Source organism: Amycolatopsis sp. NPDC004368 (genome assembly GCF_053602515.1).
This window is the reverse complement of sequence record NZ_JBSGDT010000002.1, coordinates 440,850-463,385: the sequence shown is the minus strand read 5'-3', so window position 1 is coordinate 463,385 and position 22,536 is coordinate 440,850. Positions and strand designations below refer to the sequence as shown.

Annotated in this window: 24 protein-coding genes and 2 riboswitches; of the genes, 13 read left to right on the top strand and 11 right to left on the bottom strand. The window is 70.7% G+C overall.

Features of this window, described 5'->3' with window-relative positions:
• Nucleotides 1-66: 66 nt before the first annotated feature.
• A complete protein-coding gene (locus ACWEOE_RS05730; protein WP_452004403.1) occupies nt 67-894 on the bottom strand; it encodes an SGNH/GDSL hydrolase family protein in 828 nt (275 codons plus the stop codon).
• Between the two features lie 267 nt (nt 895-1,161).
• On the opposite strand from ACWEOE_RS05730, the gene ACWEOE_RS05725 reads away from it, so the two are divergent.
• On the top strand, nt 1,162-1,830 hold the full coding sequence (locus ACWEOE_RS05725) for a DUF3159 domain-containing protein (protein ID WP_452004400.1): 669 nt from the start codon (nt 1,162-1,164) through the stop codon (nt 1,828-1,830).
• Nucleotides 1,831-1,937: 107 nt separating this feature from the next.
• Here the strand turns inward: ACWEOE_RS05725 and ACWEOE_RS05720 are convergent, their stop codons facing one another.
• The gene (locus ACWEOE_RS05720) at nt 1,938-2,954 is read right to left on the bottom strand and encodes an N-acetylglucosamine kinase (RefSeq protein WP_452004399.1); all 1,017 of its coding nucleotides are present in this window, start codon (nt 2,952-2,954) and stop codon (nt 1,938-1,940) included.
• A complete protein-coding gene (locus ACWEOE_RS05715; RefSeq protein ID WP_452004396.1) occupies nt 2,951-3,994 on the bottom strand; it encodes an SIS domain-containing protein in 1,044 nt (347 codons plus the stop codon). The genes ACWEOE_RS05720 and ACWEOE_RS05715 overlap by 4 nt, the downstream gene beginning before the upstream one ends.
• Before the next feature lie 155 nt (nt 3,995-4,149).
• Between ACWEOE_RS05715 and ACWEOE_RS05710 the strand changes: the two genes are divergently transcribed.
• The gene (locus tag ACWEOE_RS05710; RefSeq protein WP_452004393.1) at nt 4,150-4,902 is read left to right on the top strand and encodes a GntR family transcriptional regulator; all 753 of its coding nucleotides are present in this window, start codon (nt 4,150-4,152) and stop codon (nt 4,900-4,902) included.
• 94 nt (nt 4,903-4,996) lie between these two features.
• Nucleotides 4,997-6,535 carry an MFS transporter gene (locus ACWEOE_RS05705; RefSeq protein ID WP_452004390.1) on the top strand — a complete coding sequence of 513 codons (1,539 nt, stop codon included), beginning with the start codon at nt 4,997-4,999 and terminating at the stop codon, nt 6,533-6,535.
• A 1-nt stretch (nt 6,536) separates the two neighbouring features.
• Here ACWEOE_RS05705 and ACWEOE_RS05700 read toward each other — a convergent pair whose 3' ends face one another.
• Nucleotides 6,537-7,481 (bottom strand): threonine ammonia-lyase, encoded by a 945-nt coding sequence (locus ACWEOE_RS05700; RefSeq protein WP_452004387.1) that lies wholly within the window; start codon nt 7,479-7,481, stop codon nt 6,537-6,539.
• 154 nt (nt 7,482-7,635) lie between these two features.
• Here ACWEOE_RS05700 and ACWEOE_RS05695 point away from each other — a divergent pair, with 154 nt between their 5' ends.
• Nucleotides 7,636-8,415 (top strand): hypothetical protein, encoded by a 780-nt coding sequence (locus ACWEOE_RS05695; protein ID WP_452004385.1) that lies wholly within the window; start codon nt 7,636-7,638, stop codon nt 8,413-8,415.
• Nucleotides 8,416-8,428: 13 nt separating this feature from the next.
• On the opposite strand, the gene thiE is transcribed toward ACWEOE_RS05695, so the two are convergent.
• A complete protein-coding gene (gene thiE, locus ACWEOE_RS05690; RefSeq protein WP_452004382.1) occupies nt 8,429-9,094 on the bottom strand; it encodes a thiamine phosphate synthase in 666 nt (221 codons plus the stop codon).
• 30 nt (nt 9,095-9,124) lie between these two features.
• A riboswitch (TPP riboswitch) is annotated at nt 9,125-9,230 on the top strand.
• On the opposite strand from thiE, the gene thiO reads away from it, so the two are divergent.
• The 5 genes from thiO (at nt 9,224) to ACWEOE_RS05665 (ending at nt 12,475) form a co-directional block, all read left to right on the top strand.
• The gene (gene thiO / locus ACWEOE_RS05685) at nt 9,224-10,300 is read left to right on the top strand and encodes a glycine oxidase ThiO (protein WP_452004380.1); all 1,077 of its coding nucleotides are present in this window, start codon (nt 9,224-9,226) and stop codon (nt 10,298-10,300) included. (Overlaps the previous riboswitch by 7 nt.)
• Nucleotides 10,300-10,500 (top strand): sulfur carrier protein ThiS, encoded by a 201-nt coding sequence (gene thiS, locus ACWEOE_RS05680; RefSeq protein ID WP_452004378.1) that lies wholly within the window; start codon nt 10,300-10,302, stop codon nt 10,498-10,500. The genes thiO and thiS overlap by 1 nt, the downstream gene beginning before the upstream one ends.
• A gap of 2 nt (nt 10,501-10,502) precedes the next feature.
• Complete coding sequence (thiG, locus tag ACWEOE_RS05675) at nt 10,503-11,258, top strand: thiazole synthase (RefSeq protein ID WP_452004376.1); 756 nt, start codon at nt 10,503-10,505, stop codon at nt 11,256-11,258.
• A 190-nt stretch (nt 11,259-11,448) separates the two neighbouring features.
• A complete protein-coding gene (locus tag ACWEOE_RS05670; RefSeq protein ID WP_452004374.1) occupies nt 11,449-11,880 on the top strand; it encodes a MarR family winged helix-turn-helix transcriptional regulator in 432 nt (143 codons plus the stop codon).
• Nucleotides 11,881-12,007: 127 nt separating this feature from the next.
• The gene (locus ACWEOE_RS05665; RefSeq protein ID WP_452004371.1) at nt 12,008-12,475 is read left to right on the top strand and encodes a hypothetical protein; all 468 of its coding nucleotides are present in this window, start codon (nt 12,008-12,010) and stop codon (nt 12,473-12,475) included.
• 54 nt (nt 12,476-12,529) lie between these two features.
• On the opposite strand, the gene thiD (ACWEOE_RS05660) is transcribed toward ACWEOE_RS05665, so the two are convergent.
• A complete protein-coding gene (gene thiD, locus ACWEOE_RS05660) occupies nt 12,530-13,363 on the bottom strand; it encodes a bifunctional hydroxymethylpyrimidine kinase/phosphomethylpyrimidine kinase (protein ID WP_452004369.1) in 834 nt (277 codons plus the stop codon).
• Between the two features lie 115 nt (nt 13,364-13,478).
• Between thiD (ACWEOE_RS05660) and ACWEOE_RS05655 the strand changes: the two genes are divergently transcribed.
• Nucleotides 13,479-14,498, top strand: coding sequence for a phosphatidylinositol-specific phospholipase C domain-containing protein (locus ACWEOE_RS05655; protein ID WP_452004367.1), 1,020 nt, complete (start codon nt 13,479-13,481; stop codon nt 14,496-14,498).
• Nucleotides 14,499-14,545: 47 nt separating this feature from the next.
• Here ACWEOE_RS05655 and ACWEOE_RS05650 read toward each other — a convergent pair whose 3' ends face one another.
• The 4 genes from ACWEOE_RS05650 to thiC all read right to left on the bottom strand — a co-directional run bounded on the left by ACWEOE_RS05650 (nt 14,546) and on the right by thiC (nt 18,351).
• Entirely contained in the window at nt 14,546-15,469 is a 924-nt protein-coding gene (locus tag ACWEOE_RS05650) for an NADP-dependent oxidoreductase (RefSeq protein ID WP_452004365.1), read from the bottom strand.
• 164 nt (nt 15,470-15,633) lie between these two features.
• A complete protein-coding gene (locus tag ACWEOE_RS05645; protein WP_452004363.1) occupies nt 15,634-15,843 on the bottom strand; it encodes a hypothetical protein in 210 nt (69 codons plus the stop codon).
• 18 nt (nt 15,844-15,861) lie between these two features.
• A complete protein-coding gene (gene thiD / locus ACWEOE_RS05640) occupies nt 15,862-16,680 on the bottom strand; it encodes a bifunctional hydroxymethylpyrimidine kinase/phosphomethylpyrimidine kinase (RefSeq protein WP_452004361.1) in 819 nt (272 codons plus the stop codon).
• 27 nt (nt 16,681-16,707) lie between these two features.
• A complete protein-coding gene (gene thiC, locus ACWEOE_RS05635; RefSeq protein ID WP_452004359.1) occupies nt 16,708-18,351 on the bottom strand; it encodes a phosphomethylpyrimidine synthase ThiC in 1,644 nt (547 codons plus the stop codon).
• Nucleotides 18,345-18,476: riboswitch (TPP riboswitch) on the bottom strand. It overlaps the preceding gene by 7 nt.
• A 138-nt stretch (nt 18,477-18,614) precedes the next feature.
• Between thiC and ACWEOE_RS05630 the strand changes: the two genes are divergently transcribed.
• Nucleotides 18,615-20,783 carry a glycoside hydrolase family 15 protein gene (locus ACWEOE_RS05630; RefSeq protein ID WP_452004356.1) on the top strand — a complete coding sequence of 723 codons (2,169 nt, stop codon included), beginning with the start codon at nt 18,615-18,617 and terminating at the stop codon, nt 20,781-20,783.
• 68 nt (nt 20,784-20,851) lie between these two features.
• Here ACWEOE_RS05630 and ACWEOE_RS05625 read toward each other — a convergent pair whose 3' ends face one another.
• Nucleotides 20,852-21,421, bottom strand: a complete 570-nt coding sequence (locus ACWEOE_RS05625; RefSeq protein ID WP_452004354.1) for a peptide deformylase — start codon at nt 21,419-21,421, stop codon at nt 20,852-20,854.
• A gap of 139 nt (nt 21,422-21,560) precedes the next feature.
• On the opposite strand from ACWEOE_RS05625, the gene ACWEOE_RS05620 reads away from it, so the two are divergent.
• Both ACWEOE_RS05620 and ACWEOE_RS05615 read left to right on the top strand, forming a co-directional pair.
• Complete coding sequence (locus ACWEOE_RS05620) at nt 21,561-21,881, top strand: DUF3263 domain-containing protein (RefSeq protein WP_452004352.1); 321 nt, start codon at nt 21,561-21,563, stop codon at nt 21,879-21,881.
• Nucleotides 21,878-22,534 (top strand): LytR C-terminal domain-containing protein, encoded by a 657-nt coding sequence (locus ACWEOE_RS05615; RefSeq protein WP_452004349.1) that lies wholly within the window; start codon nt 21,878-21,880, stop codon nt 22,532-22,534. The genes ACWEOE_RS05620 and ACWEOE_RS05615 overlap by 4 nt, the downstream gene beginning before the upstream one ends.
• Nucleotides 22,535-22,536 lie beyond the last annotated feature (2 nt).

Sequence of the window (22,536 nt, the reverse complement as noted above, 5' to 3'; positions counted from 1 at the left end):
TGGCGACCTGGTCGGGCGCGCCATTCGGGTGGCACTCACGCGGGTGCCACCGAATCCCTCCCGGAGTCAGGACGCGGTGGCGTTGTCCCGGAAGTCCCGCACCTCGAGTTCCAGCGCCGCCGCCTCGGCTTGCACGAGCGGCGAGAGCTGCGGCCGCTTCGGTGACAGCCCGTCACCCATGGACTCGCCCCTGAGCTGGCGGCGGATCCACGGCAGCAGGTGCACCTTGGTCCAGTTGAGGTCCGAGCGCCGCGACGTCATCCACGTGGCCGGCTCGGTGCTCGGCGGGTACGGCTCGCGCCAGTCCTCGGTCACGGGCACTCCGAGCACCTCGGCGGTGAGCAGCGCGATGCGGCGGTGCGCGTCGGGCGTGAAGTGCAGCCGGTCATCGCTCCAGGCCCGACGGTCGTGCAGCGGTGCCATGGTCCAGAGGTCGACCATCTTCGCGCCGTGGCGGGCCGCGATCGCCCACAGGTCGGTGTTGTAGATGCCGATCTTGCCGCGCAGCACGCTCATCACCGAGAGCGCCTTGGTGTCCGGCCCGTTGAAGATCACCACGGGGATGCCGGCTTCACGCAGCTTCACCACGCCGGCCTCGAAGCGGGCGGCGATGGCGTCGACGTCGGCCCCCGGCACGATCACGTCGTTGCCCCCGGCGCACAGCGTCACGAGGTCGGGCTTGAGCTCGAGCGCGATGGGCAGCTGCTCGTCCATGATCTCGTCGATCATCTTGCCGCGCAGCGCCAAGTTGGCGTACTGGAAGTCCGGCCGCCCCGCGGCGAGCATCTCGGCGAGCCGGTCGGCCCAGCCCCGGAAGGAGCCGTCGGGCAGCCCGTCGTTGAGGCCCTCGGTGAAGCTGTCACCGATCGCCACGTAACTGTCGATTCCGTACACGCTGGGATCCCCTTTCCCGTCCAGCTGCGCTTACCCCGCGTTAAGTTGTACACCACAACTAACAATCGGACGTCCCCGTATCCTTCCCGGCCGCCACAGCCGGAAGTCACAGTCTCTTACCTTGTCGGATCGCCGCGCGCGGGTATTACGCGATTTTCACCTCGAACCCGGGTGACGAACCGCTCAGGCAGGCATCGATCGGACACCCTGTGTGGCGAAGGTCTCCCGCCTCGGCGCCGCGACCTCGGCTTCCGGCAGGCTGGTGGTGTGACGGACGAGACGACGCCTTCGCGCGAGTCGCTCGCGCAGATCCTCGGCGGCCGCCGAGGGGCGATCGACGCGAGCATCCCGCCCGCGGCCTTCGTGGTCGGCTGGCTGGCCGCCGGGCAATCGATCTCGTGGGGCGCGATCACCGCGATCGGGGTCGCCGTGGTGCTCGGCGCCTACCGGCTGATCCGCGGCGACAAGGCCCGCGCCGTCGTGGTGAGCCTCGCGGCCGTGGTGATCGCGGCGCTCATCGCGCTGCACACCGGCCGCGCCGAGGACTTCTTCCTGCTTCAGCTGCTTTCCAACGCCGCGAGCGCCCTGCTCTTCGCCGCCAGCATCGTGGTGCGCTGGCCGTTGCTGGGCGTGATCGTGGGGCTCCTGATCGGGCAGAAGACGCGCTGGCGCCGTGACCCCGCGTTGCTGCGCGCCTACTCGTGGGCGAGCTGGGTGTGGGTGCTGCAGTACCTGATCCGCGTGGTGGTCTACGGAGCGCTGTGGTGGGCCGGGCAGGTGGTCGCTCTCGGCATCGCGCGCACGGCGCTCTCGTGGCCCCTGGTCGCGGCGACGGTGGCGGTGAGCGGCTGGGTGCTGTACAAGGCGCTGCCGGCCGACCATCCCGGACTGCGATTGGCTCCGGAACCGGATTCGGAAGGCGAACCCAGGACATAAGGCGGCCCCCGGCGAGGGGGGAGGGTCCGGGGGCCGATGCCTACGGTACCCGGACCGGAGGGGTTGAGTCGACGGTTTGGACACTTCGAACCGGGTTTTGGTCGCATTCAGCGTCCCGAAGGCCGCGCCGCCGCCTCTCCCCAAGTGTCCACCGCGGCCAGCCACGCGGCCCCGAGGACTCCGTCGGAGCTGGTCAGTACGTCGAGACCGGCCAGCCCCGCCCGCACGAGCGGTCCCACCGGGCCGGTTCCGGTGAGGACACTGCCCACGAGCACCACGGGAGTTTTTTCGCCCGGGTCGCGCGTGGCGAGGGCCGTGGCGACGAGGAGGTCGGCTGCCCGGGCCACGATTCCGGTCGCGACCGGCTCGCCGGCGGCCGCCGCGGCACTCACGAGGGGCGCGAAGCGGGCGAGCCGGATGGGCGGCTCGGCGTTGACCTTCGTGATGAGCGCACGCGCGGTGCCCAACCGATTCGCTTCCGTGACCGGTGAATTCGGGAAAGCAAGGTTGTCCGATTGCGACCGGCCGGGTTCGGTCACGATTCCGCGAGCGTCCACAGCGGACGGTCCGAACGCCTCGGCGAGCACGGCGGCCGCCAGCCCCGCTAGCTCCGGTCCGCGCCCGAGCGCCTCCAAAGTGGATCTCACGGCCTCGCGCCCGAGCCAGTACGCCGAACCCTCGTCGCCGAGCAGCCAGCCGTAGCCGCCCGCCGTGGCGATCATGCGCCGGCCGCGGATCCGGCCCGCGATCGAGCCGGTGCCCGCCACGAGCACCGTGCCGTCGGGAGCCGCCGTCGCGGAGGCGTACGCGACCTCCGCGTCGGCCACCGTCCGAACGGCACCGCCCAGCCCGATCCGTTGCCACGCCTGGGCGAACACGTCCGCGACGGCGGGATCCGACAGCTTGCTGACCCCGGCCAGCCCGACCACGGCGGCGCCCACGTCGGTCCGCCCGCCGAGCGCCGTCTCGATCGCCGAGGCGATGCGGGCGGCGGCTTCGGCGGGCGGGTGCGAGTTGGGGTTGGCGCCGCCGGCCGTGGCCGAACCGAGCACGGCGCCGGTGGCGTCGATCGCGATCGCTCGCGTCGACGTGCCACCGGCGTCCACGCCGACGACCAGGCTCACCGGGTCTTGGTCACCTTCAGCAGGCCGCGCGGGCTGTCCGGGTCGCCGCCGCGGGCGAGCGAGAGCCCGAGCGCGATGCGCTGGATCGGCAGGATCTCCAGGATCGGCGCCAGCTCCTCCGCCGTCTGCGCCACGGGGATCCGCAGCGCGGCCGGCACGTCGGCCGACGCCGAGCCCACCGCGAGCACGTCGGCGCCGCGCTTGCCGACGGCGTCGAGCACCTCGCCCATCGCCGAGCCGCCGTGGCCGGCGCTGGTCACCGCGAGCACGGCGGTCTCGCGGTCGACGGCCGCGACCGGACCGTGCAGCAAGTCCGCGCCGCTGTACGCGCGGGCGGCGAGGTAGCTCGTCTCCGCCAGCTTCAGCGACCCTTCGAGCGCAGTCGCGTACGAGTAGCCGCGGCCGGTGGTGAGCACGCGGTCGACGAAGCGGTAGCGGTCCACCGCGCGCTGCACGCCTTCGACCGAGCCGTCGAGCGTCTGCTGCGCGAGCTCGCCGAGCTGCTGGGCGTCCTCGGCCTTGCCGCCGCGCACGGCGTCGATGAACAGGTACAGCGCGAGCAGCGTCGCCGAGTACGTCTTCGTCGCGGCCACGGCCTTCTCCACGCCGGCTCCGATGTCCACGCCCAGCTCGGCCGCCGCACGCAGCGGCGAGTCCGGCGTGTTCGTGACCGACACCGTGAGCGCGCCCTGGCGCCGCGCGGCTTCGGTGACTTCGATGAGGTCGGGTGAGCCGCCGCTCTGGCTCACGGTGACGAAGAGCACGTCGCGCAGGTCTGGCCGTGCGCCGTAGAGCGTGGCGGTGGACGGTGAGACGAGCCCCGCGGGAAGACCCAGGAGCACCTCGATCAGGTATTTGGCGTACAACGCAGCGTGGTCACTCGAACCCCGTGCGGCGAGCAAGGCGAAACGGGGCGGCTTTTGTGAAATCTTTTCAGCTACTTCCGCTATTTCCCCCTGCCGCTCGACGAGCCCGGCCAGTACGGCAGGCTGCTCCGAGATTTCCGCGGCCATGTGCTCGCCGGGATGTTGTTGGGTCATCACTTTCCTCTCCGCCGGGACTCCAGCCCCGGGTGTGCTGAGCGGCGTGCGGTCAGGTCTAGACCAATGCTAGCCGGGCGGAGCGTTTGTGGTGAAGGGTACGTTTCTTGGCGGGGAAGTGGCGCGATAGTGAGGGAAAGCTGAGGGAGCCGGTCATGTTGGAGACATCCCCCGCGAGTGAGGCGGGGACGGTCGGTGTTCGCGGTCAGCGCGAACCCAAGTACTGGGCGCTGAAACAGCACCTGCTGGATCTGCTCGACGCCATGCCGCCGGGCTCACCGATCCCGACGGAACGGGCGCTGGCGGGCGAGTTCACCGTCTCGCGCACCACCGTGCGGCAGGCGCTGGCGGACCTGACGGCCGAAGGCCGCCTGCACCGCGTTCAGGGCAAGGGCACGTTCGCGGCCGAGCCGAAGCTGGCGCAGCGGCTGCAGCTGTCCTCGTACACCGAGGACATGCGCAAGCAGGGCCTGAAGCCGTCGTCGAAACTGCTCGAACTCGAGGAATTGCCGGTGGAGGGCGAACTCGCGAAACTGCTCGCGATCCGCCAGGGTGCGAAAATTCTTCGCCTTCGCCGTCTGCGGCTGGCCGATTCCCAGCCGATGGCGCTGGAGACGACGCACCTGCCGCTCGGGCGCTTCCGGGGGTTGCGCAAGCACATTTCGGGCGGCGGGTCGCTCTACGCAGTGCTTCGTGAGCACTACGGCGTCGAACTCGAGCGCGCCGAGGAGACGATCGAGACCTCGCTCGCCGGCCCGCAGGAAGCCGAGATGCTCGGCGCTGACGTCGGCATGCCGGTGATGATGCTGACGCGGCACTCGTTCGCCACCGACGGCAAGCCGGTGGAGTTCGCGCGCTCGGTCTACCGCGGCGACCGCTACAAGTTCGTCACGACGCTGTTGCCGTGAGCCGGCGCGGGCTCCGGGCGTGGGTGGTTGCGCCCGGGCGTCCGGTTCGTCACCGTGTGCGGATGACTTTCCGGACGCGCCCGGTGACGGCCCGGTGACCACGACGGACCGCGGCATCAGCTGGGGCACCCCGCTCGCCCGCGGGGTGCTGGCCACGACGATCCTCGGCTCGGGCATGGCCATGCTCGACGGCACGATCGTCAACGTCGCGCTGCCCAGGATCGGTGAGGAGCTGGGTGCCACCGTCGCCGGCCTGCAGTGGATCCTCGACGGCTACATGCTGGCGCTGGCCGCGCTGATCCTCGTGGCCGGCTCGCTCGGGGACCGCTACGGCCGGCGCCGCGTGTTCCTGATCGGCGTGGTCTGGTTCGGCGTCGCGTCGGGCCTGTGCTCCATCGCCACCTCGACCACGGAACTGGTGGTCTTCCGGATCGTCCAGGGCATCGGCGGCGCGTTGCTCACCCCCGGGTCGCTGGCGATCCTGCAGTCCGCGTTCGCGCACAAGGACCGGGCTCGCGCGATCGGCGCGTGGTCCGGACTCGGTGGTCTGGCCGCCGCGGCCGGACCACTGCTCGGCGGCGTGCTCGTTCAGGTCTGGTCCTGGCGGCTGGCGTTCCTGATCAACGTGCCGCTGGCCATCGTCGTGGTGCTCATGGCGCTGAAGTTCGTGCCCGAGTCGCGCGACGAGACGGCCACCGGCCACCCCGACTTCACGGCCGCGGCGACGGGCGCGATCGGGCTCGCCGGGCTCACCGGTGCGCTGGTCGAAGCACCCGGACGCGGTGTCGGCGACCCGATCGTGCTGATCGCGCTGGTCGCCGGCATCGCCGGGATGGGTGTGTTCCTCTGGCTGCAGCACCACTCGCGCGAGCCGCTGGTGCCGCCGAGCCTGTTCCGCGACCGCACGTTCTCGCTGTCCAACGCCCTCACGTTCGTGGTCTACGCCGCCCTCGGCGCCGTGCTGATGCTGCTGGTCCTGCAGCTGCAGGTCTCCCTGAACTACCCGCCGACGCTCGCGGGCCTGGCCGGGCTGCCGATCACGATCATCATGCTGCTGCTCTCCGGACGCTCCGGCGCGCTGGCGCAGCGCATCGGCCCGAGGCTGCAGCTGGTGGTCGGACCCATCGTGATCGGCGTCGGCATCCTGCTGCTGATCCGCGTCGGACCGGGGTCCTCCTACCTCGGTTCGGTCTTCCCCGCGGTGGTCGTGTTCGGCCTGGGGCTCGCGTGCACGGTGGCGCCGGTGACCGCGACGGTGCTCGCCGCGGCCCCCGACCGCTACGCCGGTGTCGCCTCCGGAGTGAACAACGCGATCGCCCGAACGGGTGGTCTTCTTGCGGTCGCCGTCCTGCCCGCGGCGGCCGGACTCACCGGTTCGGCCTACCGGGACCCCGTCGCGCTGACCGCCGGATGGCGCATGGCGTTGCTCATCTGCGCCGTGCTGGCGATCGCCGGCGGCCTCATCGCGTTGGGGATTCACAACGGCGTGCTCGCCGCACCGGAGGACGCCGGGGTGGTTTCCGGCGCTCCCGCGCGAACCGCGGACGACGAATCACCCCACCCCGGCGAGTGCCTCACCTGCGGAGTGGACGCCCCGCCCACCCACGTCCGCCCCGGCCCACCGCGCGACTGACCTACGTGAGGAGCTCGGCCAGCATCGACGGGTCGATGTTGCCGCCGGACACCACGGCCACCGTCTTGCCGCCCGGCAGCTCGCCGGCGTGGTGCAGGAACGCGGCGGCCGTCGTGGCGCCGCTGGGCTCGGCCACGAGCCGCGCCCGCCGGGCCAGCACGCGAACGGCGTCGCGGATCTCGTCCTCGGTCACGGCGACGATGCCGTCGAGCACGCCGCGCAGGTGGGCGAACGTGAGGTCCGACGGCTGGGCGCGCAGGCCGTCGGCGATCGTGCGCGCCCGCAGTTCCATGGGCCATGCGATCCGCCGGCCGGCGCGCAGGCTCTCGGCGGTGTCGCCGGCCAGCTCGGGCTCGATGGCGATGACCTTCGCGCCAGGGCACAGCGCCTTGATCGCCGTGCCGACGCCGGAGGCGAACCCGCCGCCGCTCACCGGCACGAGCACTGTGTCGACGTCCGGCAGGTCGGTCGCGATTTCCAGGCCCGCCGTGCCCTGGCCCGCGATCACGTCGAGGTGGTCGAACGGCGGGATGAAGGTGAGCCCGCGTTCCTGGGCCAGCTTCGCCGCAACCGGTTCCTGATCGGCGATCGGGACCTCCACCACTTCGGCGCCCCAGCGCCGGGTGGCCTCGACCTTGAGCCGCGGGGCCACGTCGGGCACCACGATCACCGCCGGGATCCCGAAGGCGTTCGCGGAGTAGGCGACCGCCTGCGCGTGGTTGCCGCTGGAGTAGGCGACCACACCGCGTGCGCGCTCCGCGTCGTGGAGTGAGGCGATCGCGTTGTACGCGCCGCGGATCTTGAACGCGCCGATCTGTTGCAGGCTCTCGGGTTTGAGCCACAGTTCGCCCTCGGCCCAGGGCTGGCGCAGGAGCGGCGTGTGCACCGCGTGGTCGGCCACGCGCTTCGCCGCGGCCTCGATGTCGGAGATCGTCACCAATCGCATGTGGGGAGTATGTCAGGAAAGCGTGAGGCGTAGTCCATCCACTATGGACAGTCAACGTGTCCTCGCTCACGGATGGGCAACGCGGGGAGTTCCTCGCACGCCTTACTCGTTGGAACCCCGGAGGGGAAATGGCGGGCACCAGTAGATCGGGATCATGAGTCAGCAGCAGGAAAAGACCTCGGAGCAGGGCGAGAAGAAGAGCTTCCGCCCGGCACAGGTGGTGGCGACGGCACTGGCCGCCGTCACGGCCGCGATGCTGGGTTCGACGCTCGGCGTGGCGGGCACGGTCGTGGGGGCCGGCGTGGCGAGCGTGATCACCACCGTGGGCGCCGAGCTGTACCTGCGTTCGCTGCAGCGCACGCGCGAGGCGGCGCTGAAGGCGCGCGCCGCGCTGGTGACGGCGGGACAGCGGCGGGGCAGCAAGCCCGGCCTGGCGCCGGTCGAGGATCCCGCGCAGATGCCCACCGTGCTGCTGCCGCTCGACCCGTCGGAGATGCCGACGGTGCGGATCTCGAAGCTGACTGCGCCGGCCGAGCCCGAGGAGTCCTTCGGCGACAAGCTCAGGAAGCTGCGCTGGCCGATCATCATCGGCGTGAGCGTCGTCGGCACGGCCATCGCGATCGGCGTCAGCTTTGCGATCGAGGCGGCCGGGGGGCCAGGGCCCGGCGTCTTCCGCCACGATCCGGGCACGAGTCAGCACCAGGAGCAGGATACGAACCCGCCCACGACCTCGGAGCACACCGCGCCGCCCAGCGAGACCGAATCGAACTCGCCGCCGCCGAGCTCGTCTTCGTCCAGCACGTCGTCCAGCGAAAGCCCGACCTCGGACAGCTCCGAGAGCGCACCGCCGCCGTCGAGCACCGGCGGAGCCGCCTCGACCACGCCGAGCGCGCCGCAGACGCAGGGCGCCCCCTCGGGAACGCCCAGCCCCTGATCGAGCCGAGCCCCTAACCCAGCTGGGCCTTCAACGTCTGCGCCGCCGCCTTCGGGTCCTCGGCCTCGGTGATCGCGCGAACCACCACGATCCGCGCCGCCCCGGCGGCCAGCACCTGCGGCAGCCGCTCGTTGTCGATGCCCCCGATCGCGAACCACGGCCGGTCGGTGCCGGTCTCCGCGGTCGCGCGCACCAGGTCGAGGCCAGGGGCGTAGCGGCCGGGCTTGGTCGGGGTCGGCCAGCACGGGCCGGTGCAGAAGTAGTCCACGCCGTCCTCGGCCGCGGCCGCCGTGGCCTGCTGAGGCGAATGCGTCGAGCGCCCGATCACCACGTCCTCGCCCAGGATCCGGCGCGCGAGCGGCACCGGGATGTCGTCCTGGCCCAGGTGCAGCACGTCGGCGCCCACTGCCAGGGCGACGTCGGCCCGGTCGTTCACCGAGAGCAGCGCACCGTGGCGCGCGCACGCTTCGGCGAGCACTTCCAGCGCGGCGATCTCGTGCGCGGCTTCGAGCGGCGAGCCGTTCGTCTTGTCCCGCAGCTGCACGATGTCGACGCCGCCGGCCAGCGCCGCGTCGATGAACTCGGCGAGGTCGCCGCGCGACGAGCGGGCGTCGGTGCACAGGTACAGGCGCGAGTCGGCCAGGCGGGTGCGGATCTGTGATCCGGTCAGGGCGGGCATGGCGGGGACGTTACCCGCGCACTACAGTGGGGTGGTCCGCACGGGAGCCCGAGGCACGGGCTGAGAGGGAGCTGCCGCTCCGACCGTGGAACCTGATCCGGGTCATGCCGGCGCAGGGAGCGTGATCCCATGAGCGAGACCCTCACCGTCGTCGGCGGTGGTGTCATCGGCCTGTCCGCGGCCTGGCGCGCGGCGGCCCGCGGCCACCGCGTCACGGTGGTCGACCCCGCCCCCGCGCGCGGCGCGTCGTGGCTGGCCGGCGGCATGCTGGCACCGGTCACGGAGGCGTGGCCGGGTGAGGAACACGTGCTCCGCCTGGGCGAGGAGTCGCTGCGGCGCTGGCCGGCGTTCGCGCGCGAGCTATCGGCCGAGGGCACGGACCCGGGGCTGGCCGAGCACGGCACGATCGTCGTCGCGTTCGACAGCGCCGACGCCGGCCACCTCGACATCCTCGCCGAGTACCTGACCTCGCTGGGCCGCGACGTCGAGCGGCTCACCGGCCGCGCGGCCCGGCGGCTCGCGCCCGGTCTGGGCGCGGTGCGCAGCGGTCTGCACGTGCCGGGCGACCTGGCTGTGGACAACCGGAAGCTGCTCACGGCGCTGGTCGAGGCGTGCGAGAAGCGCGGGGTTGCGTTCCGCGCCGAGCGAGTCGAGCGCCTCGACGAGGTCCGCGGTCGCGTCGTGCTGGCGGCCGGCGCCTGGACGGGTGGGCTGCACCCGCAGCTGGCCGACGCCGTGCGCCCGCTCAAGGGCGAGATCCTCCGGCTGCGGCCCCGTCGTGGCTGCCTGCCGCCCCCGCCGTACACGGTGCGCGCGGTGGTGGAGGGCCGGCCGATCTACCTCGTGCCCCGCGCCGACGGCGAGCTGGTGCTCGGCGCGACGCAGTACGAAGCGGGCTTCGACGAGGCCGTGACCGCGCGGGGCGTGCGTGAGCTGCTGGAAGGCGCCGAACGGATCCTGCCCGGGATCACGGAGTACGAGCTCGTCGAGATCGCGGCGGGGTTGCGCGCGGGCAGCCGCGACGCGCTGCCGTACGTCGGTGAGCTCGGCGAAGGCGTGTACGCGGCGACCGGGCACCACCGCAACGGCCTGCTGATGGCGCCCGTGACCGCTGACGCCGTGGTCGCGTGGCTGGCCGGCGAGGCGCCCCCGGACGAGATCGGGGCGGCCGCGCCGTCCCGGTTGCTGGAAAAGGAGCGAGTCTGATGGAGATCAAGGTCAACGGGAGCTGGCGCGAGTTCCCCGACGGCGCCACCGTGTCCGAGGTGCTCGACGCGCTGGACGTCAGCCGCCAGGGCGTGGCCGTCGCGGTGAACGGCGAGGTCGTGCGCCGCGGCGACTGGGCCGAGTCGGTGGTGCCCATGGGCGCGGACATCGACGTGCTGACCGCGGTGCAGGGAGGCTGACGATGGACGACGCCCTGGTCATCGGCGAGCACAAGCTCTCGTCGCGGCTGATCATCGGGACCGGTGGGGCCGCGAACCTGTCGGTGCTGGAGCGCGCGCTGGTCGCGTCGGGCACCGAGCTCACCACCGTCGCGATGCGCAAGGCCGACGCCGACGGCGGCACCGGCGTGCTGGGCCTCGTGCGGCGCCTCGGGATCAAGCTGCTGCCCAACACGGCGGGCTGCCGCACGGCCGCCGAAGCCGTGCTCACCGCGCAGCTGGCGCGCGAGGCCCTCGACACGGACCTCATCAAGCTCGAGGTCCACGCCGACGACCGCACGCTGCTGCCCGACCCGTTCGAAACGCTCGACGCCGCCGAACAGCTGGCCGCCGACGGCTTCACCGTGCTCGCGTACACCAACGACGACCCGGTCCTCGCGCTGCGGCTCGAAGAAGCCGGCTGCGCGGCCGTGATGCCGCTGGGCGCGCCGATCGGTACCGGTCTCGGCATCCGCAACCCGCACAACATCGAGCTGATCGTTTCGCGCGCGATGGTCCCCGTGGTGCTCGACGCGGGCATCGGCACCGCTTCCGACGCCTGCCTGGCCATGGAGCTCGGCTGCGACGCCGTGCTGCTGTCCACCGCGGTCACGCGCGCGAAGGACCCCGAACGGATGGCCGCGGCCATGCGCGCGGGTGTCGAGGCGGGCCGGCTGGCGCACGACGCCGGACGGGTGCCGCAGCGGTTCTGGGCCCACGCGTCGAGCCCGCCCCGCTGAGGTTCTGGTGGCTTCCGGGGTGCCGACGGGGTAACCCCGGGTAAGCCACGTGGTGCAAGCGGGCCGCATTCGTGGCACCGGTCGGTGATTTCGGCCGCGCTTAACGCGGAACGAGCACCGGCAGGCCGTATGGTGGACGGCACATTTCCGGCGCAAAGGCGGCGGGCATCAGCGGCAGGAGGAGCCAGCCGTGACCCTTTCCTCGGTCCAGGACGTCTCGGGCAGGTTGTACCTGGCCGTGGGGCGGCTGTCGCGCTCGTTGCGGCAGGCAGGTGTCCCCGGGCCCGGCCACGGCGCGATCTCGGCCCTTGCCACGCTCGTCCACTTCGGTCAGTTGCGCCTCGGCGACCTCGCCGCGAAGGAGGGCGTCGCCGCGGCCACGATGTCGCGGATCATCGCCACCCTCGTGGAGGCCGGGTACGTCACGCGGGAGTCCGATCCCGTCGACCGCCGTGCGTGGCTCGCCCGCGCGACGGAAGAAGGTGAACGGCTGGTGTCCGGCGTGCGCTCCACTCGGGTACAGGAACTGAACCGTCGTCTGGACAAGCTGAGCCCGGAGAACCGCGAGGCGCTCACCCTCGCGCTGCCGGCGCTGGAGGCGTTGATCTCCGACGAGGGGTGATCCGGCCCGGCGAGGGTAATCCCGCTTGCGTCGAAACACGGAAGGCGTAACGATCGGGCGATCCATCCGATTATAGGGTGCGCCGGGCCGAGTGGCCTCGGCTTTCATCGTGGAAAGGCGACACCCCGTGAGCACGCCCGACAACCCCCAGCAGCCGCAGTACCAGCAGTACCCGTCCGACCCGAGTGGTGCGTTCGCGGCTCCGCAGCCCGGCGGGGGTTACGGCCAGCCGGTGTCCTCCCCGCGCAACGGGTTCGGCGTCACCGCGCTCGTGCTGGGCATCATCGCCCTCGTCCTGTGCTGGACGGTCTGGGCCGGCATCGTCCTCGGCGTTCTGGCCATCATCTTCGGTGTCCTCGGCATGAAGCGGGCCAACCGCGGTGAGGCCACCAACAAGGGTGCCTCCATCGCCGGCCTCGTGACCGGCATCATCGGCCTGGTCGTCGGCGCCGTGATCCTGATCGCGATCGGCTCGATCTTCGCCAGCGTCGGCAGCCAGCTCAGCGACCTGCAGGACTGCCTCAAGTCGGCCACCACGACCGAGGCGCAGCAGCAGTGCCAGCAGCAGTTCAACGACAGCGTGCAGAACCGCTGATCGAGTAGCAACGGATCACCCGGACGAGGGGTTCTCCCTCGCCCGGGTGTTTTGTCACCTGTCTTCAGGCGCGAGCCGCCAGAAGGCCGACACCGGGCCCACCTTCGCGCCCATCGGGTACGAGTGCTCGACGGCGTGCGAGACGAACCACTTCCCGTACCGCGTGGCCTCCACGACCGACATCCCCTTCGCCAGCCCGGCCGTGAGCGCCGACGCCATCGTGTCGCCCGCACCGTGCGTGTGCGGGGTGCCCAACCGCGGCCCCGGCAGCTCGACGAACGTCGAGCCGTCGAAGAGGAGGTCTACGCACTCCGGGTCTTCGACGAGGTGGCCGCTCTTCACGAGCACGTACTTCGGGCCGAGCCGGTGCAGCACGACGGCCGCGGTGTGCATGCCCTCGCGGTCGGTCACGGTCAGCCCGGTCAGCAGGCGCACCTCGTCGAGGTTCGGCGTGAGCACCGTGGCGCGCGGCAGCAGTTCCTCGCGCAGCGCGGCGAGCCCGTCGGAGTCGAAGAGCGGGTGGCCGGTCATCGACGCGGCCACCGGGTCGACGACGAAGGGCACGTCTCGGTCGCGCCCGATGCCCGCGTTGTCACAAGCCGCCGCCACGGCGTGGATGATCTGCGCCGACGCGAGCATGCCCGTTTTCGCCGCCCCCACACCCATGTCCGACGCGACGGCCTCGATCTGGCCGGCGACGACGTGGGGCGGGATGTCCGCGCGGTCGTGCACTCCCAAGGTGTTCTGCACCGTCACGGCCGTCACGGCGACGAGCCCGTGGACCCCGCAGGTGAGGAAGGTCCGCAGATCGGCCTGCAGGCCGGCGGCGCCGCCGGAGTCGGAACCGGCGATGGTCAACGCCGAGGGCGGGCTGGGGTTTTCGGTCATGGGCACTTTCCGACTTCTGGTCTAGTCCATTTGGTCAGCTGTCCTTCATCCACAGTCCATCACGGTGGCACAGTGTGAGAGCCATCGCACTACCTGTGTGGGCGAAGGGGCCAGGATGAAACTCTCTTCAGTGGTCGTGGCGGTCGGCTTGCTCGTCGCCGCCTCGTTGTCCGGGACGGCCGTGGCGAACGCGGACAGTCCGAAGCTCTCGCACGTGACCATGGTCGGCGTGCACAACACCTATGACCCGGCGGCGTACCCGCACCTCGCGCAGGCGCTGGACAACGGGTCGTCGCTGATCGAGCTCGACGTGTGGCCGGACATCATCACGCACGAGTGGAAGGTGAGCCACTCGAACCCGTTGGGCAACAGCAACAACTGCGTCGCGGCGTCGGCGCCGGCCGACCTCTACCAGGGCGGCACGAACAAGGACCTCGAGTCCTGCCTCGACGACATCCGCATCTGGCTCGGGGCGCACCCGGACCACGCGCCGATCATGCTGAAGCTCGAGATGAAGACGGGCTTCTCCGACAACCACGGCCTCGGCCCGGACGAGCTCGACGCCGCGTTCCGCGCCCACCTCGGCAGCGCGGTCTTCAAGCCGGCCGACCTCCTCGGCGGCTACGCGACCCTCGACGACGCGGCCGAAGCGGACAACTGGCCCACCGTGGACTCGTTGCACGGCAAGGTGATGACCGAGATCATCCCCGGCACGGTCGAGGAACAGAACCCGACCGACACCCTGCACACCGACGTCGAGTACGCAAACTACCTGCTGGGCCAGAAGAACGCCGGCCGCATCGGCGACGTCCAGATCTTCCCGACCGTGCACGGTGCCGCCCCGGGCGACGCGCGCGACAAGTACGCCGCCAACCTCAAGCCCTGGTTCGTGGTCTTCGACGGCGACGCCAACGCCTGGGTCACCCAGACCGGCCCGTGGTGGTTCGACGCCGAGCACTACTTCCTGGTCATGACCGACGGCCAGAACGTCTCACCCGCCATCGACGCCCACAACCCGACCGTCGACCAGGCCAACGAGCGTGTGGCTTCGCTGGCCAAGCAGGGCGCGTCGATGGTCACGTCCGACTGGACGAGCCTCACCACCGTCCTGCCGCAGGTGATCGGCCGCGGCTGAGTCTCCACAGTGGACGGCCCCCGGGTTCTTCGCCCGGGGGCCGTTTCTCATGGGGTGAGCACGATCTTCCCCGTCACTCGGCCGGCCTCACCCAGCTCGTGCGCTCGGGCGGCTTCGTCGAGCGGGAACGTCTGCTCCACGTGGACCTTCAGCTGTCCCGCCTTGACCAGGTCCACGAGCCCGAGCAACCCGACCCGATCCGGCTCCACGAGCACCGGCGCCGTCCGTACGCCCCGTTTGTCTGCCGCGTCCCGCACCGCGGGGGCCACGCCGCCGGGCACGCTGATCACCAGCCCGCCTTGCTTCACCGCGGGCAACCACCGCAGATCAGCTGTCTCGCCGACGAGTCCCAAGTAGACGTCCACGTCGGTCGCCGTCACGGTTTTGTCGCGGTAGTCGAGGGGTTCGTCCACGCCGATCGAACGCAGGAAGCCGTGCTTGGCCGCACTCGCCGTGCCGAGCACATACGCTCCCCGCGCCTTGGCGATCTGCACCGCGAGGTGCCCCACGCCACCCGCGGCCGCGTCGACGAGCACCCGCTGTCCACCTCGGACACCAGCCACGTCCACCAGCGCTTGCCACGCCGTGAGCCCAGCCAGCGGCAACCCCGCCGCCTCCGCGTTCGACATCCCGGCCGGCTTGCGCACGAACTGCCGCGACGGCGCCGTCACGTACTCCGCGTAGGCACCGGCCTCGCGCGGGAACCACGGCATCCCCAGCACCTCGTCACCGACCTGGACGCCGGTCGCCCCGAACCCCACCTCCTCGACCACGCCCGACACATCCCAGCCCAGCGTGTACGGTGGCCGCCCCAGGAACACCTCGTGTGCCCGCGACTTCCAGTCCACGGGATTCACCCCGGCCGCGCGCACCCGCACCAACACCTCGGTCGGCCCGGGCACCGGCCGCGGCACCTCGACGACCTCCAGCACCTCGGGGCCGCCGAACTCCTGCTGGGTCACCACACGCATGTCGGATCTCTCCTTCTGATCGGTTCCGGCTGCCCGCGTCCATGCTCGGTGCGGTGGCGCACCACGGACAACACGCGCTCGCTCCATCCCGTGAACTGACCGAGCCCCCACGCGACGTTGGTTGCGCTCAACGCGCCGAACGCCGTATGGGGTGGCTTCGGACCTCAGCTGAACCGCGGCGGTGGCTTCAGCACACTCGCCCGGTAATCCGTCACCGCCCGGCTCTCCGCGATGCCCGGTTTGGGATTCAGCCCCCACTTCCGGATCACCTTCAGCGCCGCCGCCGGCTGGTGGTTCGACACCAGGCGGTCGACTTCGAACTGCAGGTCCAACGGCATCTGGGCCCACAGGGCGCGGGCTGCTTCGTCGCTCACGAACCCGAGTGTGGCCCGTCAGTCGGCGAGGCGCCAGAAGGGCGAGACCGGCCCCACGCCCGCGCCGAGCGGGTACGCCTCAGCCACGCAGCGTTCGATGAAGCGCTTCGCCTCGGAGACGGCGGTCGGCACGTCGGCGCCGCGGGCCAGCGACGACGTGATCGCCGAGGCCATCGTGTCGCCGCCGCCGTGGGTGTTGTCCGTGGCGATGCGCGGGCCGCTGAGCTCGACGACGTCGGTGCCGTTCGTGAGCAGGTCGACGCAGTCCTCGGCCTCGTACAGGTGCCCGCCCTTCACGAGCACCCACTCGGAACCGAACTCCAGCAACGCGTCGGCCGCGGTGCGCTGGGTCTCCGCGCCGGTGACCGTGATGCCGGTGAGCAGCCGCACCTCGTCGAGGTTCGGCGTGACCAGCGTGGCGCGCGGGAAGAGTTCGGTGCGGATGGCCTCGAGCGCCTCCTCGCGCAGCAGCGCGTGGCCGGTCATCGACGCGGCCACCGGGTCGACCACGAACGGCGTGTCCGTGTTCCGTCCGATGCGGACCTCGTCGAGGGTTTTCGCCACGGCCTGGATGATGCCGGCCGTGGCGAGCATCCCGGTCTTGGCCGCGTTCACGCCCATGTCGCCGGCCACGGCCTTGATCTGCGCCGTGACGACGTCGACCGGGATCTCCGTGAAACCCTGCACGCCCAACGAGTTCTGGACCGTGACGGCGGTGAGCGCGACGAGCCCGTGCACGCCGTGGGCGAAGAACGTGCGCAGGTCGGCCTGCACGCCCGCACCGCCGCCGGAGTCGGATCCGGCGATGGTGAGGGCGGTGCGGGGTGTGTCAGTCATGACTGTTGCCTCTGATTGCTGGTGGAGCTACTGCCCGACGACCGGGAGGTAGACCTTGTTGCCCTGCTCGCCGAACTCGGCCGACTTCTCCGCCATGCCGGCCTCGATGGCCTCGACAGTGGACAGACCGTGCTCCTCGGCGTACTTGCGCACGTCGTGGGTGATCCGCATCGAGCAGAACTTCGGCCCGCACATCGAGCAGAAGTGCGCGGTCTTCGCCGGCTCCGCGGGCAGCGTCTCGTCGTGGTACGAACGCGCGGTGTCGGGGTCCAGTGCCAGGTTGAACTGGTCGTTCCAGCGGAACTCGAAGCGGGCCTTGGACAGCTCGTCGTCCCACTCGTGCGCGTGCGGGTGACCCTTGGCGAGGTCGGCGGAGTGCGCGGCGATCTTGTACGTGATCACACCGGTCTTCACGTCGTCGCGGTTGGGCAGGCCGAGGTGCTCCTTCGGCGTGACGTAGCAGAGCATCGCCGTGCCGTACCAGCCGATCTGCGCCGCACCGATCGCGGAGGTGATGTGGTCGTAGGCCGGTGCGATGTCCGTCGCGAGTGGACCGAGGGTGTAGAACGGCGCCTCGCCGGTGAGCTGCTCCTCGAGCTCCACGTTCTCCTTGATCTTGTGCATCGGCACGTGGCCGGGGCCCTCGATCATCACCTGCACGTCGTGCTCGCGGGCGATGTGCGTGAGCTCACCGAGGGTTTCGAGCTCGGCGAACTGCGCGCGGTCGTTGGCGTCGGCGATCGAGCCGGGGCGCAGGCCGTCGCCGAGGGAGAACGTGACGTCGTACTTGCGCAGGATCTCGCAGAGTTCCTCGAAGTTCGTGTACAGGAAGGATTCCTTGTGGTGCGCGAGGCACCACGCCGCCATGATCGAACCACCGCGGCTCACGATGCCGGTCACGCGGCGCGCGGTGAGCGGGATGTAACGCAGCAGCACGCCCGCGTGCACGGTGACGTAGTCCACGCCCTGCTCGCACTGCTCGACGATCGTGTCGCGGTAGACCTCCCACGACAGCTTTTCCGGCTCCCCGTTGACCTTCTCCAGTGCCTGGTAGATCGGCACGGTGCCCACTGGCACGGGGGAGTTGCGCACGATCCACTCGCGCGTCTCGTGGATGCGCTTGCCGGTGGACAGGTCCATGATCGTGTCGGCGCCCCAGCGGGTGGCCCACACCATCTTGTCGACCTCTTCCTCCACTGAGGACCAGACGGCCGAGTTGCCCATGTTGGCGTTGATCTTCACCAGGAACTTCTTGCCGATGATCATCGGCTCGCTCTCCGGGTGCTTGCGGTTCGCGGGGATCACCGCCCGCCCGCGCGCCACCTCGTCGCGCACGAACTCGGGTGAGCACCGCTCGCGCGCGGCGATGAACTCCATCTCGCGCGTGATCACGCCGGCTTTGGCCCAGCCGAGCTGGGTGTTGTGCGCGCGGCCGTCGGCCCAGCCCGCGCGCAGCGGGTGAAGTCCATTGTGGACGTCGATCTGTGCTTCCGGGTCGGTGTACGGCCCGGACGTGTCGTACACGTCGAAGTGCTCACCGTTCGACAGGTCGATGCGCCGCGCCGGAACCCGCAGGCCCGACTCGGTGCGGTGGTAGACCTTGTGCGATCCGGTGATCGGTCCCGTGGTCACGGAAGGCGTGATGGTGGGGTCGTTCTCCAGCGTCGTCAACGACGTTCACTCCCTACGCCGGCATTACCCGGTCAGGTTCATGCGGTCGGCGGCACCGGGTGTCCGCAGATGGACACCAGCCGCCCTCTCAGCCCGCCAAGGCGCGAGCTCCCGCGTTGGTATGAGGTTGTCCCCCGACCATGCCACGGGAGATCACGGGAGCACAAGGAGACTTGTCGACCCGTGTGTTCTTCACCGGATCGGAGCATGCGGACGGCAGGAGTTCACGTGACAATCACTTCCGACGACTTCGGGGGTGTCTCGTGCGGAAAGTCCTGCTCACCGCGCTGGTGGCGGCGTTGGCGATGACAGCGGTCCCGGCTGCCTCGGCCGCCTCGGCGGCTCGAGGCGAAGCGCCAGGTGGGCCGGGTGTCCATCCGAGCTGGCTGCCGGCGGACAAGACGGGCTTCGGCACGGCCCGTGACCGCGCGAGCGACGTGTGGTTCACGCTGCAGGGCGGGCGCATGTCGGAGGTCTACTACCCCGATCTGTCGACGCCGAGCGTGCGCTCGCTCGACCTCGTGGTGAGCGACGGGCGGACCTTCGCGACGCTCGCGTCGGCCGCCCGCTCGCAGCAGGTGCGGCGGGTCGACGACCTCACCTACGAGCAGACCAGCGTCGACGACCAGCACCGGTGGCGGTTGCGCCGCACGTACGTGACGGATCCCGCGCGGGCGAGCGTGCTCGTGGACGTGGAGTTCACGTCGCTGACCGGGCGGCCGTATTCGCTCTACGCGGTGGCGGACCCGGACCTGACGAACGACGGCAGCGACGATTCGGCGACCGCTTCCGGCCGGGTCGTGGCGGCTTCCGACAGTTCCACGGCGGCCGCCCTGACGGCTGCTCCGGCGTTTTCCCGGACCTCCGTCGGATATGCGGGGGTATCGGACGGCGCGACGCAGCTGTTGTCGTCGCGGAAACTGGTCGCGTATTCCCGTGCGGCGAACGGAAACGTCGTGCTCACCGGGCAGACGACGGCGGATGGTGTTCGCTCGAAGCACATCACGTTGTCACTGGGAATGGGCTTGTCTCCGGCTGCGGCCATGTCGACTTCCCAGGCTTCCGCCCGCCGCGGTTTCCGCGCGATTTCGGCCGACTATTCCCGAGGCTGGCGCAATTACCTGAACGACGTGCATTCGGCGCCGGCCTCACTCGTCACGTCGGCGTCGCGCGATTTGTACCGCGCCTCCGTGCTGACACTGGCGGCGAGCGAGGACAAACACCACCCGGGCGCGTTCATCGCTTCGCCGAGCATGCCGTGGCGGTTCGGCAACAACGATCCGGCGTACTCGCCGTCCGGCACCTACCACCTGGTCTGGCCGCGCGACCTCTACCAGATCGCCACGGGAATGCTCGCCGCAGGCGACCGCGCCGCGGCCGACCGGTCCGTCGACTACCTCTTCGGCACGCAGCAGCTGCCCGACGGTCACCTGCCCCAGAACAGCAACGTCGACGGCACGCCGTACTGGACCTCGATCCAGCTCGACGAGACCGCGCTGCCGATCGTGCTCGCGCAGCAGCTCGGCCGCACCGACCTGTGGCCGAACGTCCGGCGCGCCGCCGAGTTCCTGTTGTCCTACCGCTCGGCCGACGGCAAGGCCTCGCCGTACACGCAGCAAGAACGCTGGGAAGAGCAGGACGGCTACTCGCCCTCCACCATCGCCGCGGTGATCGCGGGCCTCGTCTGCGCCGCCGACCTGGCCCGCCACGCCGGCGCCCTCTCCGACGCGGCGCGCTACCTCGCGACCGCCGACCGCTTCAAGGCCGACCTGGCGCACCAGACCGTGACCACGAACGGCCCGCTCTCCCCGAAGCCGTACTTCGTCCGCCTCACCAAGAACGGCGACGCCGACTCGACCGTGAGCTACAACCTCGGCAACTCGTCCCTGACCGTCGACCAGCGCTCCGTCACAGACGCCGGCTTCCTCGAGCTCGTCCGCCTGGGCATCTACCCGGCCGACGACCCGGTGATCCGCAACAGCATCAACGTCACCGACGCCGACATCTCCTTCACCACCCCCGCGGGCCAGTTCTGGCACCGCTACACGGCCGACGGCTACGGCGAACAACCCGACGGCTCACCGTGGGACTACACGTTCCCCTCCGAAAGCCGCGCCACCTACGGTCGCCTCTGGCCCCTGCTCTCCGGCGAACGCGGCGAATACGACCTGGCTTCGGGCAACCGCCTGTCCGCGTTGCGCCGCCTCACCGACCTGTCGCACGCCGCAGGCTCCTCCGACACCATGCCGGAGCAGGTCTGGGACGAAAACCCGCCCTCGGGCACACCCGGCCACGCCCCGGGCACCCCGACCGCTTCAGCGACACCACTGGCTTGGACGCACGCGCAGTACATCCGGCTGGCGTGGTCGGTGGCCGCGGGTCATCCGGTGGAGCAGCCGGCGGTGGTGCGGGAACACTTCCTCGGACGCTGAAACGCGAAGTCTCCCGGTCCTGACCCGGGACCGGGAGACTTGGCGACAACGTGCCGAACAGCCAGACCTCAGGCCTCAGCCGGCTCGTCCTTCGGCGGCAACCAGCTCAGCCCCGGTACACCCCACTTGTTCTTCTTCAGCATCTTCTTCGCCGCGCGCGCGTGGCGGCCCACCAAGCGGTCCAGGTACAGGTGGCCGTCGAGGTGGTCGGTTTCGTGCTGGAGGCAGCGGGCGAAGTAGCCGGTGCCCTCGACTGAGACGGGGGCACCCGTCACGTCGAAGCCGGTCACGCGGGCCCACGAGGCGCGCCCGGTGGGGTAGGACTCGCCGGGCACGGAGAGGCAGCCTTCCCAGTCGTCGTCCGGGTCGGGCATGGTTTCGGGGATCTCCGAGGTCTCCAGGCGTGGGTTCACCACCAGGCCGCGGTGCTCGACGCCCTCGTCGTCGGGGCAGTCGTACACGAACAGGCGCAGGTCGAGGCCGATCTGGTTGGCCGCGAGGCCTACGCCTTCGGCGGCGTACATCGTCTCGAACATGTCCTCGGTCAGCGTGCGCAGCTGCTCGTCGAACTCCGTGACCTCACGGGTCGGCTGGTGCAGCACGGGATCGCCGGCGATGCGGATGGGGTGGACGGTCACGAGCAGCGAGTTTAGTCGGACCCGTCTGATACACCTGGATCGGACCGTGACGCGCCGTGTCGGATGCCCATGTCGTGCGTGGGTTCCGTGGTTGAATGGCGCCCGCGGAAGGACAGCCGACACCGATTGCGAGGACCGCATGGACGCCGCGGAGTCGATGGCTGCCGACCAGCCGTCGCCGCCGGAACACCCGCTGGAGACTGTGGGTGGCCTGACCGAGCGTGAGGTGGAGATCCTCGCGTTCGAGCGTCAGTGGTGGCGGCACGCCGGCGCCAAGGAGAACGCCATCCGGGAACGGTTCTCGCTGTCCTCTACCCGCTACTACCAGCTGCTGAACACACTGCTGGAAAAGCCTGAGGCCATGGCGGCCGACCCGATGCTGGTGAAGCGGCTGCGCAAGACGCGCGCCGCCCGGCAGCGCAAGCGCGGCGCCAGGCGGCTGGGGATCGAACTGTCATGAGCTTCTTCTCGGGGCTGTCCCGGCCCATGCGGGCCGCGGGCGTCGCGCTCATCGGCGTCGCTGTGATCGCCGCGATCGTGGGCGGCGTGACCGCGTTGTCTGGTGGCGGATCGAATGACAACAACGCCGGGCCCACCAGTACAAGCGGATCGCCGTCGTCGCAGCAGTCCACGGCCGGGTCGTCGTCCTCCACGGCGCCGACCTCGTCGTCGTCCGCTTCCTCGACGGCTCCCGCGTCACCGTCGGCCAGCTCATCCGGGCAGCCCGGCCAACCGGGTCAGCCTGGGCAGCCCGGCCAGCCCGGGGGACAGCAGGGTCAGCCGGGACAGCCCGGTGGCCAGCAGGCGTCCAACAAGTGGGTGACCGTGCGGGTCTACAACAACTCCACGATCCCGCACCTCGCCGAGCAGGCGGCCAACGACTTCCGCGCCTCCGGCTGGAACGTCCCCGAGGTCGGCAACTACCCGCAGGGCATCATCCAGCACACCACGGCCTACTTCCGGCCGGGCACCGACGAGGAAGCCGCCGCGAAGCAGCTGGCCGCCGAGTTCGGTTTCCAGGCCCAGCCGCGGTTCGACGGCATCCAGAACTCCAGCCCCGGCGTGATCGTGATCATCACGAAGGACTACCAGAGCGGCCACAAGGGCAGCTGACC